The organism is Zooshikella sp. RANM57 (genome assembly GCF_050749885.1).
Classification (GTDB): domain Bacteria; phylum Pseudomonadota; class Gammaproteobacteria; order Pseudomonadales; family Zooshikellaceae; genus Zooshikella.
Genome location: NZ_JBOIUB010000008.1, coordinates 135,550 through 151,570 on the forward strand (window position 1 = coordinate 135,550; position 16,021 = coordinate 151,570).

The window sequence follows — 16,021 nt, forward strand, 5'->3', positions numbered from 1 at the left end:
CCAATGAGAGCTTAATAAATAGAAGAATCAAGTTGTTAATAATCGCAATAAGTTTTTATAGTCTTCTCTTATTTCTGCATCAGCTTCAGTAAGCTCTTTGACTTTGCGACAAGCATGCAAGACCGTTGTATGATCACGGCCACCATATGCATCACCAATTTCAGGTAAGCTGTGATTTGTCAGTTCTTTTGAAAGTGCCATTGCTATTTGACGAGGCCTGGCAACAGAACGGCTTCTTCGCTTTGACAAAATATCAGAAATCTTTATCTTGAAGTATTCAGCAACTGTCCGCTGAATATTATCAATGCTAACTTGCTTATCCTGCAAAGCTAATAAATCCTTTAGAGACTCCCTAATTAGGTCTAGGGTAATATCACGCCCCATAAACTTTGCACTTGCAACAACACGTTTAAGCGCTCCTTCTAGTTCTCGGACATTAGAGCGAATTCGTTGTGCAATAAAAAAAGCTGAGTCATGGGGTAAATTAACCTTAATTTGCTCCGCCTTTTTCATCAAAATTGCAACACGTGTTTCTAGTTCTGGAGGCTCTACAGCAACAGTAAGTCCCCAGCCAAAACGAGATTTCAAACGTTCCTCTAGTCCAGAGATCTCTTTTGGATATCTATCACAAGTTAGAATCATTTGCTGTCCACCTTCCAACAACGCATTAAAAGTGTGGAAAAACTCTTCCTGAGATCGCTCTTTACCAGCAAAAAATTGAATATCGTCAATCAACAACGCGTCTACAGAACGGTAATAACGTTTAAAATCGTTGATTGCGTTGAGTTGTAACGCCTTCACCATATCTGCAACAAAACGCTCTGAGTGTAAATAAATTACTTTTGCAGAAGCATTTTGTTGAACTAAATAGTTACCCACAGAGTGCATTAAGTGAGTTTTACCAAGACCCACGCCGCCATATAGAAAAAGAGGGTTATAAGCTGCTCCAGGATTTTCAGCCACTTGTCTTGCAGCAGCAAGTGCTAGCTGATTTGATTTACCCTCAACAAACGTTTCAAATGTAAACTCTTCATTTAATGAGCTGTTATGCTTAAGACCACCCTCAACATCCACTTGACGCTCATTCAGCTTTTTACTGGAACTAACGATAGCTGGTGGTACAGATTGTCCAGCAATGTTGTCTTCAAGTTCAGCAAGCAGAGAGTGATTGATTGGAGGTAAAACAGAATCTTTGAATACCTTATCTTTTAATGCTTTTGATTCATTTGACGTTCGAGTAGTATTTTGCTTTCTATTCAGTGTACGAGAAACATCATAATCACTGGTTGCTCTATCAAGCGGATGAGCAGATTTAGAGATACCTTCACTGGTTCTACTTTCTGTAGTATCTAGGTCATTAACAACTTCATCAGAAACGTCTAACAAATGTGAGCTATTACTATTGAAGCTCTGTCGTGAAGTTGACAAATTACGAGTCGAGGTCGGGGGGGAGTGCATAACCTCATCATTTCTTGCACTCGAGCGTGAAAAATTATTTCTAGTTGATAAAAAACTTTGGGTTCTGTTTACCACACCTAATGTTACAATTGGTGCAAAACCTTCAGACCAATCATTTAAAATTTCTTCAATACGCTTTAAAAACTTTTCTTGCACCCAGTCCTTAACAAAACGATTGGGGGCTATCAAAACTAAGCCTCCATTTTCAAGGACTTCTGTCTTTAATGGGCGGATCCAGGTATTAAATTGCTGAGATGGCAATTCATCCTGTAACGTTTCAAGACACTGTTGCCAGAGAGTTAGTGGCACAGAATTATCCCCTCAAAAACAGCTGAGTTGTTAATAAGCATCAGTTAGCGTGTTAATTCTATACTTATCCAATCTAGTTATCCACACCCTAATGCAAAATTTATCTTATTTACTTTATACAAACTAATATACTTGATTTATCAAGCACTTTATGTGGATAAATCAAAAAATTTGTATCAAATTTAGTGACAAAATTGAGTTTGAATAAACTTGTGGATAAATTGTTATTATAAAGTAGACTTTCTTGTGGATATGTTGGGGGTTTTTATTAACAGTAAATCAGTCAACAGGTTATACATCCATAATACTCAGGTAACTGACAGATAATTCCCGTGTTTTTAACAGAGTTATACTTTTCATAACTTATTGATATTTAAGATAATAAATCAGTTGTACACAGAATAAGGGGACTATAATAAACAATAACAACAATAAATAAATAAAAAATATTAAATATATATATTTAATTAACTTTATTTATATAAATTAACTTGGCTAGAAAAAATTTGGTCAATAGTTGAACAGTAAGATACTAAATAACAAAATTGCATAAAAAAATTCAGTATTTTGAAAGTAATGTCTTTTAATAGATCAGCATCTAAACTATACACAGGTCACGATCAATCAGGTTATTTAAGAAAGTTATTCACTGTCCCTATAAATAATGCTCAGATCAAATTGACGATTGCATTGATATTCTCTAGAATTACGCGCCTTAAACTATATCCACAAGAGCCCGGTTCATTGTTAACCTGCTCTTTAACTAACGTAATAGGTTAGTGATTACTGCTAGTAGGTGAGCTATGAAAAGAACATTCCAACCTAGTTGTCTTAAGCGTAAACGCACTCATGGTTTCCGTGCACGCATGGCTACCAAAAACGGACGTCAAGTATTGAAACGTCGTCGTGCTAAAGGGCGTAAGCAACTAGCAGCTTAAGCTGTCAGGCTTTAATAGCGTGCGGCAGTTATTTCCAAAACGGTTTCGGCTCCTAACATCAGCTGATTATCGTTATGTCTTTGATCACTGTTGTATCAAAGTGCCGCACAAATTTTTACTGATGTTAGCTGTACCCTCTAAAACAGAAGATTCTCGTTTAGGGGTTATAGTGTCTAAAAAAGTTGCTAAAAAAGCAGTTCAAAGAAACCGCATCAAGCGGCTTTTCCGAGAGTCATATCGACTCACTCATAACAAGCTTCCTGCAATAGATATCGTAATCTTAGCCCGGCCAGGTCTGACCGAGCTGGAAAATGAACAAATATTTCGTCTCCTAAGCCAGTCATGGTTGCGTTTAAATAAACGTGCTGCAACCCAAAAATAGTTTTAATAACTACTAGTGCGCTAAAGGGGGGCTGTTGACCTAAGCTAAAAGAACACAAAAACGACAACTTTGGGTTGGCAGTAAAACTGTTTTTTTTCGTATAATCACTAGTTTCCATTGCGGCTGGATATGTATTATTCAGACCTTCATTGGGATAATTTTTATTAACTACAACGTTTGGCCCTTGAACCATGGATTTGCAGAGAACTTTAATCGTTGCTGGCTTAGTCGTTGTGGGATATTTAATGATCCTGCAGTGGAATCAAGACTTCAACCAGCATAATGTTACCGCTGAGCAAACTGCCAGTGTTACAAGCTCGATACCTGAAGTTGGTCCAACAACGACTTTAGATAATACTGATGCACCAACAATTGTTGAGGCTACAGACGATGATGCACCAAAGTTAACAGAAGCTACGGCAAGTGCAGTTCAGCCCAGTCAGCAGATAATAAAAATCACCACAGATAAGCTCTATATTGAGATTAATCCTGAGGGTGGTGATATTATCAAAGCTTCGTTAATCGATTACCCTGTTACACTTCCTTCAGAACAAAATCCATCTCCTGAACCTTTTACAATTTTAGAAAGCTCTAAACAGCGTACTTTTGTAGCTCAAAGTGGCCTTGTAGGTAAAAATGGTCCACATAGTAAAGGTACTCCAACTTACTCATCTCCAAAAACAACATATGAACTTAAAGATGGTGAAAAGCAATTAGTTGTTGATCTTTCTCTAAGTACTGCAGAGGGCGTTGAGTTAGTTAAGCGATACACATTCCATAGAGATGACTATGCTGTTGATCTTGAGTATTTAGTAAACAATAAGTCTTCTAATAGCTGGAAGGCAGTTTTTTATGCACAATTAAAGCGGGATAACTCACCAGATCCCAGTTCCACACAAGGTGCTACAAGTTTTAGAACCTTTTTAGGGGCAGCAGTTAAGTCTACTGAAGAAAAATATCATAAGTTACCTTTTGATGAGTTCAAAGAAGAACCCTTCAAAGAAAAAGTAGAAAAAGGTTATGCTGCCATTTTGCAACATTACTTTGTTGCTGCTTGGGTTCCAAAGCATGAAAACCCTGTTGAATACTCTACGCGTGAAAATGATCAATCTCAGTACATTGTCAGTATGGTTGATGTGAATAATCCGATTGTTTTAGCGCCTGGAGAGCAGGGTAAAGCGAGTGCCACACTCTACGTTGGGCCAAAAATTCAAGATAAGTTACAAGCGTTAACTGATGGCCTGGAGTTAACTGTTGATTATGGCATTCTTTGGTTTGCAGCTAAGCCATTATTTTTATTGTTAGGATTTATTCACAGCCTGATTCCAAACTGGGGTTGGTCCATTATCATCCTGACTATTATGGTCAAAATGGCATTCTTCCCTCTGTCTGCAGCTAGTTATCGCTCCATGGCAAATATGCGGCGTATAGCTCCTAAGATGCAGGAGTTGAAAGAAAAGTTTGGCGATGATCGCCAAAAGATGTCTCAAGCTATGATGGAGCTTTATCGCAAAGAGAAAGTGAATCCCATGGGGGGTTGTTTGCCCATACTTGTACAAATGCCTGTGTTTATCGCTTTGTACTGGGTGTTAATGGAATCAGTTGAGTTACGTCAGGCTTCATGGTTAGGTTGGATCCATGATTTATCACAAATGGACCCATATTTTATCCTCCCATTAATTATGGGGGCATCGATGTTTGTTCAGCAGCAGCTTAATCCAACACCTCCTGATCCAACTCAGGCTAGGGTGATGAAATTACTACCTGTGATATTTACAGTGTTCTTTTTATGGTTCCCTGCAGGCTTAGTATTGTACTGGGTAGTGAACAATGTCTTATCAATTTTGCAACAATGGATAATTACTCGACGAATTGAGAGTCAGGCTGAAAGTAAGAGTTGATACACTGGTTACTCACAGAGTTATCCACAGGCCTCGGTTACTACCGAGGCCTTTTAGTTTCAGGCTTTAGCTAATTTAGGTGTTACTCTAAAATTACTGTTGTTAACAAGCTGTCAAAAGAACGCAACAATGACTGCAACAAATTATAACCCTGATACGATTGCGGCTATTGCAACACCTCCTGGAAGAGGGGGCGTTGGAATAATTCGTGTTTCTGGCCCACTGTCAAAACTTATTATGAGTAAGATGTTGGGTAAAACCATTAAACCTCGATACGCACATTACGGACCCTTTTATAATCAGTTAAAGCATGTCGTCGATGAAGGACTTGCACTGTTTTTTGCAGGACCAAATTCTTTTACTGGAGAAGATGTTCTTGAGTTACAGGGACATGGTGGACCTGTTGTGCTGGATATGCTGTTGAAAGATGTATTAAGTCATGGAGTACGACTTGCTAATCCTGGAGAGTTTTCTGAGCGAGCATTTTTAAATGACAAACTGGATTTAGCTCAAGCCGAAGCGATTGCCGATTTGATTGAAAGTGCTTCTGAACATGCTGCCCAAAGTGCAATTCGTTCATTACAGGGGGTTTTCTCAGACAAAGTTCGTAGCCTTGTGGATAAGCTGATTCAATTAAGAATCTATGTTGAGGCTGCAATTGACTTTCCAGAAGAAGAAATTGATTTTCTTGCTGATGGAAAAGTGGCTAATGATTTAGAAGGTATCATCAGTCAGTTTGATGCTGTGTTAAAAGAAGCAAATCAAGGTGCAATCTTACGTGAGGGTATGACAGTTGTTATTGCTGGTCGACCAAATGCAGGTAAATCAAGTTTATTGAATGCCCTTGCTGGTAGAGAAACTGCGATTGTGACTGATATTGCGGGTACAACACGAGATGTGCTTCGTGAGCATATTCATATTGAGGGAATGCCTCTGCATATCATTGATACTGCTGGACTAAGAGAGAGTGACAATGCAGTAGAACAGATAGGGGTTCAACGTGCCTGGCAAGAAATAGCTCAAGCAGACCGAGTATTGTTGATGGTTGATAGCAGCACGACTGATGCTACTGACCCACATATTATCTGGCCTGAGTTTGTGGATAAGCTACCCCACCCTGAAAAAATTACTGTAATACGTAATAAAATAGACTTAACAAAAGAAGGGGCAAAGCAATACGCTACAAATGAAAAGTTACCTGTTATTGGTCTATCAGCAAAAGAAGGTAAAGGGGTAGATTTATTGAGAGAGCATCTCAAAGCATGTATGGGCTTTACAGGTAGTACTGAAGGAGGATTTACGGCTCGTAGGCGACATTTGCAGGCATTATATAAAGCTAGAGACTACTTAGCAAATGGCCAATTACAATTATCAGGTTATGGTGCTGGTGAGTTACTCGCAGAAGATTTAAGGTTTGCGCAAAATGAGTTAAACACAATAACGGGTGAGTTTACCTCTGATGACCTTTTAGGCAAGATATTTGGTTCTTTTTGCATAGGAAAATAACGTTATTATAAATGTTCCTTAAATCACTCTTTTGTATTGACTCATATCCTAAGCTCTACTGGAACTTTGGCCTGTTTTCACTGCAGCACCAATTAAGTGAGCTAGTCGTAAAACCTCAGGTACGTTACCTCGGTCAATAAGCTTATCTATGATTTTAGCTGCCGTCATAGATGAGCAGCCCGCCACCTGGAAATAAAGCTTATCATGTGTATAAATTTTTCCTGCCTCCTGAAGTATCTTTTTTCGTAATTGATAATCTGAGAAGACTTGAAGTGCTTTATCAATACGTTCTAAATCAGGAAGCTTGCGCATAATAGCAATACATGGCCGCTGTAAACTTTTGCTCAATAAAGTTAAGTTAATAAGATTAAAACCACCTATTGCAATACCATCAGTTAATACAACATGTGTTTGTGGATAAAATTTACTGTTGATAAGCATTTTTGTTAAGATTTGTGTAGCATCTAACCCATCCTTCGTTGCTTCTCCCCAAAGCATGCCTTCAAAACGTGTATTGGCACAAACTATTCCTGAGAGATTAACAGGACTACCTCGTTCTTTCTGAAAAGGCGCGTCATCAAATCCTACGGCTCTTACGATCTTATTTAAACGTAAAAGGTCTTCAAGCGAACGCATAATCAAAATATATTCATTGGTGAGAGAAAGTTATTTGTATGTGAGTGAATTAAGCTCACAATAATACAAAACTTTTCATTTATAAGTATCTAAATTTTATAAGATTATCTCTTTACAAATTATACCTGCTGTAAAGAGTGTAAACACGATAAATCGTGCTTTAAGTTTAAGAGAAGATACCTAAAGAAAAGAGTATCGTCGGTAACCATAATAGTTTTTAAATTTGCTGTGATGTAAGAATAGGAAGTGTTATGTCTGGTAAACCCGTAGCGCGTGTCGGTGATACAAATGCGTGTGATGATCACAAGCCCAATGCAATTAGTACGGGTTCACCCAATGTTTTTTTCAATGGTATTCCTGTTGCTCGAATGGGTGACAAAACGGCTTGTGATGACACTATCGTTGAAGGGATTCCAAATATATTGATAAATGGCCAACCTATTGCACATGTGGGGAGTAAGACGGCTCACGGTGGTGTTATTGTTTCGGGCTCTCCAACAATTATTGTTGGTAGTGGTGCTGGTGGTGCGTCAATAGCTAATGGGGCATATAAAGTAGCTTCAGGGGATACTCTTTGGGATATTGCTAAGCGTCTTGGTGTTTCATTAGCTGCGCTAATTAAAGCTAATCCCCAAATCTTAAATCCTGATGTTATTCACCCTGGTGATGAAATCAATATTCCTGGTGAAGGCCAGCAACCTCAGACTTCTGCTTCAAACAACCAAAATGATGAACAAAAACAAAATGCCAGTGAAGAAGAGTTTGGGAGAAAAATAACGCATATTGTCATTCACTGTAGCGCAACTGAAGAAGGTAAAGCATTTCGAGCTGCTGATATTAAACGTTGGCATGTAAGGGATAATGGTTGGCAGGATATTGGTTACCATTATGTTATTTGTCTTGATGGTACTCTAGATAAAGGCCGTTCTATAAAAATAGCAGGTGCCCACGTCAAAGGTCATAATAAAAACAGTATTGGTATTTGTTTGATAGGTGGGTTGAGAAATGGAAAACCTGCAAGTACTTATACACAGAAGCAATTTACTACGCTTAATTATATAGTGCATAAACTAGTGGATCGCTTTCCTCTAGCCGAAGTCCTTGGTCATAGGGACTTTCCTGGTGTGAGCAAGGCGTGTCCCTGTTTTGATGTAGCTAGCTGGTGGAATAAACATAAGTCAGACACGATTACAGAAGAAGTATCAACAGAAAGTACCACCACCCAAAATACGTCAGGCGTTGGTGGTATGGGTGGTGGTGCCAATGAAAGTAATAACACCCAGTATGGGGATGGTCAATCAGATGGGTTATACAATCACCATCATGATTTTAAAGGTGAATGGCCTTGGTTGGATATTTCAATTGAGCATTTAGCCTGTAAATGTTGTGGGGAGTACTATCACTGTAGTCAGTCATTAAATATGTTACAAAAAGCGATAGATATTGCAGACAAAACTTTCTTGCTTAATAGTGCTCATCGATGTGTTAAGCATAATAAAGAAGTTGGTGGGGCTGTAAATAGTGAACACTTGAAAATTGCCTTCGATATCGACGTAACGAGCATTGCTAGGAAAAGAGTTTATCAAGCCTTACAGCAAGCTGGATTTAGTACTTTTGGTTTTTATAAACAGTTTATTCATACTGATAAAAGACCTGGTAGACGTTGGTGGGGAGAAGGTGCAAGGCCTTATTGGTAATGTTTGTTTTCTTAGGTTTGCTATAATTATGTGCAAAGGTTGTATTACTGCATTTCTATTACTTATTATGTCTCTTTGCTCCGTTAAGCTAGTAGCTTCGGAAAATTTATGTAAGATAGGGGAAAAAATAATTTTTTCCTGTCTTACTTCAAAAAAGAAAATTATTTCACTTTGTTTAGAAAAAAACAAAAATAAATTGCAATACAGGTTTGGTAAAAAATCTAAAATAGAAATGATCTTTCCGAATCAAGAAAGTAATACATTATCATATTTTAAATATTCTAATTATTTTAGATATCAAACTGAATATAGCGCTATTTCATTCAAAAATGATGATTTTATTTATAGTATATATAATAAATATGAAGGAAATGGATATAAAGAAAACATGTCAGGTATTGACGTTTACCAAGTTAAAAAACACAAACATATAGTTGCTATTCAATGCAAAAAAAATTCATTAGAAAATTTTCCACTCGTTAGCGACCAGTTAGCATGCGATACGGACAATCCATTATCGAGTTGTATCGACTAATAAAATTTTTCTACCATTTTTTGCGAATAATAATCGTAAGGAATGTAGTTCAATACGGCAAAAGTAATACCATTTAGTATTAGTAAAAATAGATATAGTCTAAATTTTAACCCCTCTTCACAAAACTTAATCGATTAAGCATAATATTGTTGCTAAGCTAAACCGTTTTAGTATGCTTGATTTGTATTGGTATCATCATAGGAGGGTTAATGAGTAACCAGGTGTGGGTATTAGGAGATGCAGTCGTTGACCTTATTCCAGATAGCAGAGATAGGTATCTCAAGTGCCCTGGCGGTGCCCCTGCTAATGTAGCTGTGGCTGTTTCTCGCTTAGGGAGCAGAAGTAGCTTTATTGGTCGAGTAGGGCAGGACCCTCTAGGCGAGTATTTGAAAACAATTCTGGAAAGGGAAAGGGTCAATACGGAATACCTTACTTTTGATATCAATCATCGTACCTCTACGGTCATTATCAACTTAGATAAGACTGGGGAGAGGAGTTTCACCTTTATGGTGAAGCCGAGCGCTGATCAATTTCTTCAGGTTGGGGATCTGCCACATTTTGCAAAAGGCGAGTGGTTGCATTGTTGTTCAAATGCATTTGCTAATGAGCCAAGTCGTTCGACAGCATTTAAGGCAATACAAGCTATGCAAAATGCAGATGGATTTGTTTCATTTGATCCAAACTTGCGTTCTGAAGTTTGGTTACATCCGGAAGAAATGAGAGATGTAGTAAAGCAAGTGCTTCTCGTTGTTGATCTAGTGAAATTTTCTGAAGAGGAGTTGCTTTGGCTGACAGAAACAAGTGATATCAAAACAGCGTTGAATAAGTTGAAATCAGTTGCTATCCCCCTTGTAGTGATAACACAAGGCAAACAAGGGGCTTTGCTCTCCATTAAAAATAAAGAACCAGTGTTATACAAAGGAAAAGCAGCTAAGGCTGTTGATACAACAGGTGCTGGTGATGCGTTTGTGGGTGGGTTATTAGCTGTACTAGTCCAAGAGAATAATTGGTTTACTGAGGCAACTATAAGTAAAGCAATGGCATGGGCTAATTCATGTGGCAGATTAGCTATTTCAGCAAAAGGGGCTATGACAGCACTTCCAACACGAGAAACACTAATAAAAGAATTATCTACTGAGAGTGCATCTTTAAAGGTGACCGACAATAAATAAGTAATAAATCAAATCGACTTCAGACTGATAGGAGTAGCCTGATGAATACTGCTGAGGTTGTAAAAAACTTAGTTCCATTATTAGGTGGTGTAGAAAATATTGCAAGTGCAACACATTGTGCAACACGATTAAGGTTAGTACTTCATGATGATAACAAAGGAGATAAAGTCGCAATAGATCAGCTAGATAATGTAAAAGGATGTTTTGCCAATGCGGGCCAGTTTCAGATTATCTTTGGTACAGGACTGGTTAATGAAGTATATGACGAGTTTATGAGAGTGACTCAATTAGAACAACGGAGTAAAACTGAAGTAAATTCAATTGCTTCTCAAAAACAAAATATCATACAACGTTGTGCTCGAACGCTTTCCAATATATTTGTTCCCATTATTCCAGCAATTGTTGCATCGGGTTTATTAATGGGATTATTGGGAACACTACGTACCTATAATCTTGTTGACTCACAAAGTACTTTATTTGTTCTGCTTGATATTTTTAGCTCATCTGCTTTTATTATCTTACCTATATTAATTGGTTTTACTGCAGCAAAAGAGTTTGGAGGTAATCCTTATTTAGGCGCAACATTGGGAGGTATTTTAACTCATCCTGCTTTAACTAATGCTTGGAGCGTTGCTGGTGGATTTGAAACTATGCAACTTTTGAATTTTGATATTGCAATGATTGGTTATCAGGGTACAGTTTTTCCTGTTGTGTTAGCGACTTGGTTTATGAGTGTTGTTGAAAAAAATATACGCCGAGTTGTTCCAAATGCACTAGATATTATTTTAACTCCTTTCATAACAGTGGTACTCACAGGCTTTGTTGCCATGATATTCATTGGCCCTGCAGGTAGAGCCCTAGGGGATGGAATCTCATGGGTACTTAATGTACTTTATACTCATGTAGGTTGGTTTGCAGGTATACTGTTTGGAGGTAGCTATTCAGCAATAGTTATTACAGGAATACACCATAGTTTCCATGCTATTGAGGCTGGCTTACTGACAAATCCAGAAATTGGTATAAATTTCTTGTTACCTATTTGGGCTATGGCAAATGTAGCTCAAGGTGGTGCCTGTCTTGCTGTTTATTTTAAAACGACAAATGAAAAAATAAAATCAATTGCTGTTCCTTCAGCCGTATCGTCTTTATTGGGAATTACTGAAGCTGCAATATTTGGAATTAATCTTCGTTTTGTTAAGCCTTTTTTTGCTGCGCTTGCGGGTGGAGCCTGTGGTGGTGGTTACGTTGTATTTAGCAAAGTAGGTATGACTGCCGTTGGTTTAACTGGTTTACCGGGTATGGCCATTGTTCAACCTAATACACTCATGCATTACATTATTGGTATGGTAATAGCCTTTGTTATTTCATTTATTATTTCTTACACATTGAAATATAGTACTGAAAATGTATAAAAAAGAAGAATTATACCAAAAGCTCATTACTAAACTATTGAATGATTCATGTACTGTTGAGGCTGATTATTATCGGCCTCAATGGCATATTTCTGCTCCTATAGGTTTACTTAATGATCCTAATGGATTAATTCACCATAAAGGAGATTACCATTTATTTTATCAGTGGAATCCTCTTTCATGTAGACATGGAAAAAAAGTTTGGGGACATATGACCTCAAAGGATTTGGTTTCATGGAAACATTATTTCCCTGCACTAATTCCGGAAGAAGAATATGAGTCTCATGGTTGTTATTCTGGATCTGCAATTGTTATGAATGACCAAGTGCAACTATTTTATACAGGTAATGTTAAGTTTGAAGGAGGGCGCACCGCATATCAGTGCTTGGCTTCATTGAATGATGATGGCAGTGTTCAAAAGCTTGGGCCAGTTATTTCAGTTCCTAAAGGATATACAGGTCATGTACGAGATCCAAAGATTTGGCTGCATGAAGAGTATTTTTATGTAGTGTTAGGTGCCCAGAATATAGATAAACAGGGTAAAGTTATTTGGTATCGCTCAAATGATCTCTTAAACTGGCAGTTTTTAGGAGAGTTAGCTGGTTCAGGACTTAATGGATTAGATAAGTTTGGTTATATGTGGGAATGCCCTGATCTGTTTAACTTGGAAGGGAAGGATATATTGCTTTTTTGCCCTCAAGGATTAGAGAAAGAAAATGGACATTTTGCAAATTTATTTCAAGCAGGGTATGTCATTGGTGCGCTCAATTACCATACTAAAAGTTATCAACATGGTGTTTTTCAAGAGCTTGATTTAGGGTTTGATTTCTATGCGCCTCAAACAATGAAAGATGAATATGGTAGAAGAATATTAATTGGGTGGATGGGGTTGCCTGATGAGAATGAAAGCTATCATCCTACTATTAAAAATGGTTGGGTTCATCAAATGACTTGTCCAAGGGAACTGATCTTGAAAAATGGTAAGTTATACCAACAACCTGTGGAAGAATTAAAAGTCTTACGTAAAAATAAAACAACAAAAATTTCAGTTGCTAATAATATTCCTTCTTTAAAATTAAGATGTGCTGAAATGATAATAGAAGGAGGGGTGAATTACCAAATTGACTTATCTGATGTTGTTTCAATACAGGTTGATAATAATGAAATCACGTTAAAAAGAAAAAATTGGCGCACAAACTTATGGGAATCACGTTCTTGGCAAGGCCATATCGAACTACTGCAAATATTACTTGATCATTCGAGTATAGAACTTTTCATTAATAATGGTGAAGCTGTGCTCAGTAGTCGGTTTTTTTCTCTTTGCGATAAATCATTCAATATTATATTCAAAGGCGGTGAAGTTATTCACCTTACTTATTGGACGTTGTCTTACTAGAAGATTGGAGTAATTGATAAGGCTGCATAAGTATACCTACAGCAGAGGATATTAGGGGCTGCCATCAATTCAACCATTTTATATTCGTTTATTAAAGTAATGTGTTATAAAATAGTAAAGCTATGTTGGATTGACTAGGTGGGTTGTGAAAGAGAAAAAGCGTATAACTCTGGCAGAAATAGCGAAAAAAGCGGGTGTATCAAAGTCTACAGTGAGTTTCATTCTTAATGGTAAGTCTGAAACATTTAGAATTAGTGAAACAACCCGAAAGAAAGTACTGGAAGTAGTTCAGGAGCATAACTATCGTCCTAGTATCCATGCCCGTGCACTGCAATCGAAACGAAGTTATACCATAGGTCTGGTGATACCTGATTTAACCAACTTTGGTTTTGCATCAATTGCCAAAGAGCTTGAAAAACGCTGTCGTGAAGATGGCTTACAGTTACTCATTGCGTGTTCAGAAGATAATCAAGTGCTTGAAAAAAAAGTAGTTGAGCACTTGGTTGAGCGTCAAGTTGATGCTCTCATTGTTGGTTCAGCAATGATGGATGACCATTTTTATACAAAGTTAACAAATCAATTACCCGTCCTACAGTTAGATAGGCAAATAGATAATTCAAGCTTACCACTGGTTTGTAGTGATGCATGTAACTCTACTGCACAAGTTGTTAGCCAATTATTATCAAACGATAGCCAGGAATGTTACTTCTTTGGTGGTCAGCTAGAGCTCTCACCCAGCAAACAAAGACTCAAGGGTTATAAACTTGGGTTACAACAAGCAAACCTGAAACTTAAACCTGACTGGATAAAACACGCTGATTACCAGCCTCACTCAGGTTATAAAATGATGGCTGAATGTATAAAACAGTTGGGACGGCCACCTTCTTGCCTATTTACTGCATCTTATACATTACTTGAAGGTGTTTTACGTTATTTACGTGATCATCAATTATTAAACTGTGATATACGAATAGCAACGTTTGATGATTATCACATACTTGATTGCTTACCTATTGAAATTGATTCGATTGCACAAGATTGTACTTTACTTGCACAAACAGTGTATGTTCTGGCAAAAAATATGCTGGAAGGTGAAGAAATGGGTAAAATGCAATATATTTTACCAGCCAAAATTTGCTGGCGTTCCAAATGAATTTCAGCAATGCGATATAATTTTATGAATAAAAATAAGCTATCTGTACTCGTTATTGATGATCAAAAAGAATATCAAGATGAAATTAAAAATATACTGGTCAGACTTGGTATTACAAATGTTACAGTATGTGAGAATGGAAATATTGGATTATTTTGGTTAAGAAATAAGTTCTTTAAGTTTGATCTTGTCATAACAGACTGGTGCATGCCACTTTATAGTAGAAATACAATTGAAAAATTACAAAGGCAGTTATACCGTGATAATGAATTAAGAGAACTACCGATTAAAAATGGTATTGAATTTTGCCAATATGTAAGGAGAGATACTGCCTTATATGACATAAAACTTATTCTTTGCTCTGCATGTCTAGATAATGAAAAACAAAGTAACCTTATTGAGGCAGGTATCATTAATGCTAGTTTAAAGCATCCTCCAGGCTTTAATGATATTAAGCAATGTTTAAGTGAGTTGTATGAATTTTGACCTAATGGTACCTCTAAAATGGTTTGTTAGTAATAGCTTATATGTAATGCTTTGAAAGTTAGCACATAATAGAATAAAATTCCTTTAACTTTAGAGGTGAGAGTGATAGATGAAGTTTACTGAAAATTTAAATCTTGATGAGTTATTTCATTGTGCACTATCTGCAAGTGAACAAGGGGATCATGCTCAATCGATAACACTATTGAAAGAATGCATTCAACAAGAAGATCGTGCAATTTATTATTATATGTTGGCAGCAGAACATGCTGAGATTGGATTATACCAATATGCAATTGAAGAAATGACGCTTGCAATTAATAAAGACCCAAGTCTATGGATTGCAAAATTTCAGTTAAGCTTATTATACTTGACTGTATCTAATATTGAAGAAGCAGTCAAAGTTTGGTATGAGCTAAAAGACAGTAACGCAAATAGTTATTTACGAATTTTTGCAGAAGGGCTTGTGTATATTCAGGAAGGAAATACATATTTAGGTATAAAAAAATTAAAGGAAGGAATAGAAGCTAATAAAGAGAATAATCCGTTAAATAATGATATTAATAATATAATACAATCATTAGAAGAAAATGACATCAATGAAAAAGCTCAAGTTAATGATGAAGATAACGAAAGTAAGCTTGAAGATAAATCAAATAAAGACAGTGCAATAAATAAAATATTTATATCAAAATATCAACAAAATGATAATGAAAATTGATAACAAATTAGATAGTATCGCTAGTATACTATCTAAATTAAACAAGCAAAAATCAACTAAAGCTAGTAGCGTATCGAGTACACATAAGCAGGAAGATTTGATAAATGACGTATTAGCATCAACATTTTTAAAAATTAATTTGAATCATTTGTCGGATAGAGAACTCTGTAATAAACTTGTTTCAATATTGCTACTAGATAAGTTTGGTGCAGAAAATGTAACGGAAGATATGATTAACAAAGTATCTCAAACACTTTATGATATTATTGAAAACCAAAGTAGTTTTGTAGATTTGAGGAAGCTTATAGTTAATTTATAGTTT

General features: G+C 36.7%; 15 protein-coding genes. 13 read left to right on the plus strand and 2 right to left on the minus strand.

Annotated features, from left to right (window positions below; all coding sequences use genetic code 11):
- Nucleotides 1–27: 27 nt before the first annotated feature.
- Nucleotides 28–1,767, minus strand: coding sequence for a chromosomal replication initiator protein DnaA (gene dnaA, locus ACQ96U_RS17290; RefSeq protein ID WP_431722514.1), 1,740 nt, complete (start codon nt 1,765–1,767; stop codon nt 28–30).
- Nucleotides 1,768–2,570: 803 nt separating this feature from the next.
- Here dnaA and rpmH point away from each other — a divergent pair.
- The 4 genes from rpmH to mnmE all read left to right on the plus strand — a co-directional run bounded on the left by rpmH (nt 2,571) and on the right by mnmE (nt 6,494).
- Complete coding sequence (rpmH, locus tag ACQ96U_RS17295; RefSeq protein ID WP_215819843.1) at nt 2,571–2,705, plus strand: 50S ribosomal protein L34; 135 nt, start codon at nt 2,571–2,573, stop codon at nt 2,703–2,705.
- 19 nt (nt 2,706–2,724) lie between these two features.
- Nucleotides 2,725–3,087, plus strand: a complete 363-nt coding sequence (gene rnpA, locus ACQ96U_RS17300; RefSeq protein WP_431722515.1) for a ribonuclease P protein component — start codon at nt 2,725–2,727, stop codon at nt 3,085–3,087.
- Between the two features lie 191 nt (nt 3,088–3,278).
- Nucleotides 3,279–4,988, plus strand: a complete 1,710-nt coding sequence (gene yidC / locus ACQ96U_RS17305) for a membrane protein insertase YidC (RefSeq protein WP_431722516.1) — start codon at nt 3,279–3,281, stop codon at nt 4,986–4,988.
- Between the two features lie 129 nt (nt 4,989–5,117).
- Nucleotides 5,118–6,494: a tRNA uridine-5-carboxymethylaminomethyl(34) synthesis GTPase MnmE gene (mnmE, locus tag ACQ96U_RS17310; protein ID WP_431722517.1), complete on the plus strand. Its 1,377-nt coding sequence runs from the start codon at nt 5,118–5,120 to the stop codon at nt 6,492–6,494.
- A gap of 48 nt (nt 6,495–6,542) precedes the next feature.
- On the opposite strand, the gene ACQ96U_RS17315 is transcribed toward mnmE, so the two are convergent.
- Nucleotides 6,543–7,130 carry a DUF99 family protein gene (locus tag ACQ96U_RS17315; protein WP_431722518.1) on the minus strand — a complete coding sequence of 196 codons (588 nt, stop codon included), beginning with the start codon at nt 7,128–7,130 and terminating at the stop codon, nt 6,543–6,545.
- A 251-nt stretch (nt 7,131–7,381) separates the two neighbouring features.
- Here ACQ96U_RS17315 and ACQ96U_RS17320 point away from each other — a divergent pair, with 251 nt between their 5' ends.
- The 9 genes from ACQ96U_RS17320 to ACQ96U_RS17360 all read left to right on the plus strand — a co-directional run bounded on the left by ACQ96U_RS17320 (nt 7,382) and on the right by ACQ96U_RS17360 (nt 16,018).
- The gene (locus tag ACQ96U_RS17320; RefSeq protein ID WP_431722519.1) at nt 7,382–8,827 is read left to right on the plus strand and encodes a PAAR domain-containing protein; all 1,446 of its coding nucleotides are present in this window, start codon (nt 7,382–7,384) and stop codon (nt 8,825–8,827) included.
- Nucleotides 8,808–9,362 carry a hypothetical protein gene (locus tag ACQ96U_RS17325; RefSeq protein ID WP_431722520.1) on the plus strand — a complete coding sequence of 185 codons (555 nt, stop codon included), beginning with the start codon at nt 8,808–8,810 and terminating at the stop codon, nt 9,360–9,362. The genes ACQ96U_RS17320 and ACQ96U_RS17325 overlap by 20 nt, the downstream gene beginning before the upstream one ends.
- Nucleotides 9,363–9,571: 209 nt before the next feature.
- Nucleotides 9,572–10,534 carry an aminoimidazole riboside kinase gene (locus tag ACQ96U_RS17330; protein WP_431722521.1) on the plus strand — a complete coding sequence of 321 codons (963 nt, stop codon included), beginning with the start codon at nt 9,572–9,574 and terminating at the stop codon, nt 10,532–10,534.
- A 41-nt stretch (nt 10,535–10,575) separates the two neighbouring features.
- A complete protein-coding gene (locus ACQ96U_RS17335) occupies nt 10,576–11,946 on the plus strand; it encodes a sucrose-specific PTS transporter subunit IIBC (protein WP_431722522.1) in 1,371 nt (456 codons plus the stop codon).
- Nucleotides 11,939–13,342: a sucrose-6-phosphate hydrolase gene (locus ACQ96U_RS17340; protein ID WP_431722523.1), complete on the plus strand. Its 1,404-nt coding sequence runs from the start codon at nt 11,939–11,941 to the stop codon at nt 13,340–13,342. Before ACQ96U_RS17335 ends, ACQ96U_RS17340 begins: the two co-directional genes overlap by 8 nt.
- A 145-nt stretch (nt 13,343–13,487) precedes the next feature.
- Complete coding sequence (locus ACQ96U_RS17345) at nt 13,488–14,495, plus strand: LacI family DNA-binding transcriptional regulator (protein WP_431722524.1); 1,008 nt, start codon at nt 13,488–13,490, stop codon at nt 14,493–14,495.
- A gap of 24 nt (nt 14,496–14,519) precedes the next feature.
- Nucleotides 14,520–14,981: a response regulator gene (locus tag ACQ96U_RS17350; RefSeq protein WP_431722525.1), complete on the plus strand. Its 462-nt coding sequence runs from the start codon at nt 14,520–14,522 to the stop codon at nt 14,979–14,981.
- Nucleotides 14,982–15,090: 109 nt separating this feature from the next.
- Complete coding sequence (locus tag ACQ96U_RS17355) at nt 15,091–15,699, plus strand: hypothetical protein (RefSeq protein WP_431722526.1); 609 nt, start codon at nt 15,091–15,093, stop codon at nt 15,697–15,699.
- Nucleotides 15,689–16,018 (plus strand): hypothetical protein, encoded by a 330-nt coding sequence (locus tag ACQ96U_RS17360; RefSeq protein WP_431722527.1) that lies wholly within the window; start codon nt 15,689–15,691, stop codon nt 16,016–16,018. Before ACQ96U_RS17355 ends, ACQ96U_RS17360 begins: the two co-directional genes overlap by 11 nt.
- Nucleotides 16,019–16,021 lie beyond the last annotated feature (3 nt).

Excerpts from the sequence above, each read along its gene's own strand:
- ACQ96U_RS17355 (WP_431722526.1), top strand. The coding sequence starts at position 15,091 with ATGAAGTTTACTGAAAATTTAAATCTTGATGAGTTATTTCATTGTGCA.
- ACQ96U_RS17350 (WP_431722525.1), top strand. The coding sequence starts at position 14,520 with ATGAATAAAAATAAGCTATCTGTACTCGTTATTGATGATCAAAAAGAA.
- ACQ96U_RS17340 (WP_431722523.1), top strand. The coding sequence starts at position 11,939 with ATGTATAAAAAAGAAGAATTATACCAAAAGCTCATTACTAAACTATTG.
- rpmH (WP_215819843.1), top strand. The coding sequence starts at position 2,571 with ATGAAAAGAACATTCCAACCTAGTTGTCTTAAGCGTAAACGCACTCAT.
- ACQ96U_RS17360 (WP_431722527.1), top strand. The coding sequence starts at position 15,689 with ATGAAAATTGATAACAAATTAGATAGTATCGCTAGTATACTATCTAAA.
- mnmE (WP_431722517.1), top strand. The coding sequence starts at position 5,118 with ATGACTGCAACAAATTATAACCCTGATACGATTGCGGCTATTGCAACA.
- ACQ96U_RS17330 (WP_431722521.1), top strand. The coding sequence starts at position 9,572 with ATGAGTAACCAGGTGTGGGTATTAGGAGATGCAGTCGTTGACCTTATT.
- ACQ96U_RS17335 (WP_431722522.1), top strand. The coding sequence starts at position 10,576 with ATGAATACTGCTGAGGTTGTAAAAAACTTAGTTCCATTATTAGGTGGT.
- ACQ96U_RS17320 (WP_431722519.1), top strand. The coding sequence starts at position 7,382 with ATGTCTGGTAAACCCGTAGCGCGTGTCGGTGATACAAATGCGTGTGAT.
- yidC (WP_431722516.1), top strand. The coding sequence starts at position 3,279 with ATGGATTTGCAGAGAACTTTAATCGTTGCTGGCTTAGTCGTTGTGGGA.
- ACQ96U_RS17315 (WP_431722518.1), bottom strand. The coding sequence starts at position 7,130 with ATGCGTTCGCTTGAAGACCTTTTACGTTTAAATAAGATCGTAAGAGCC.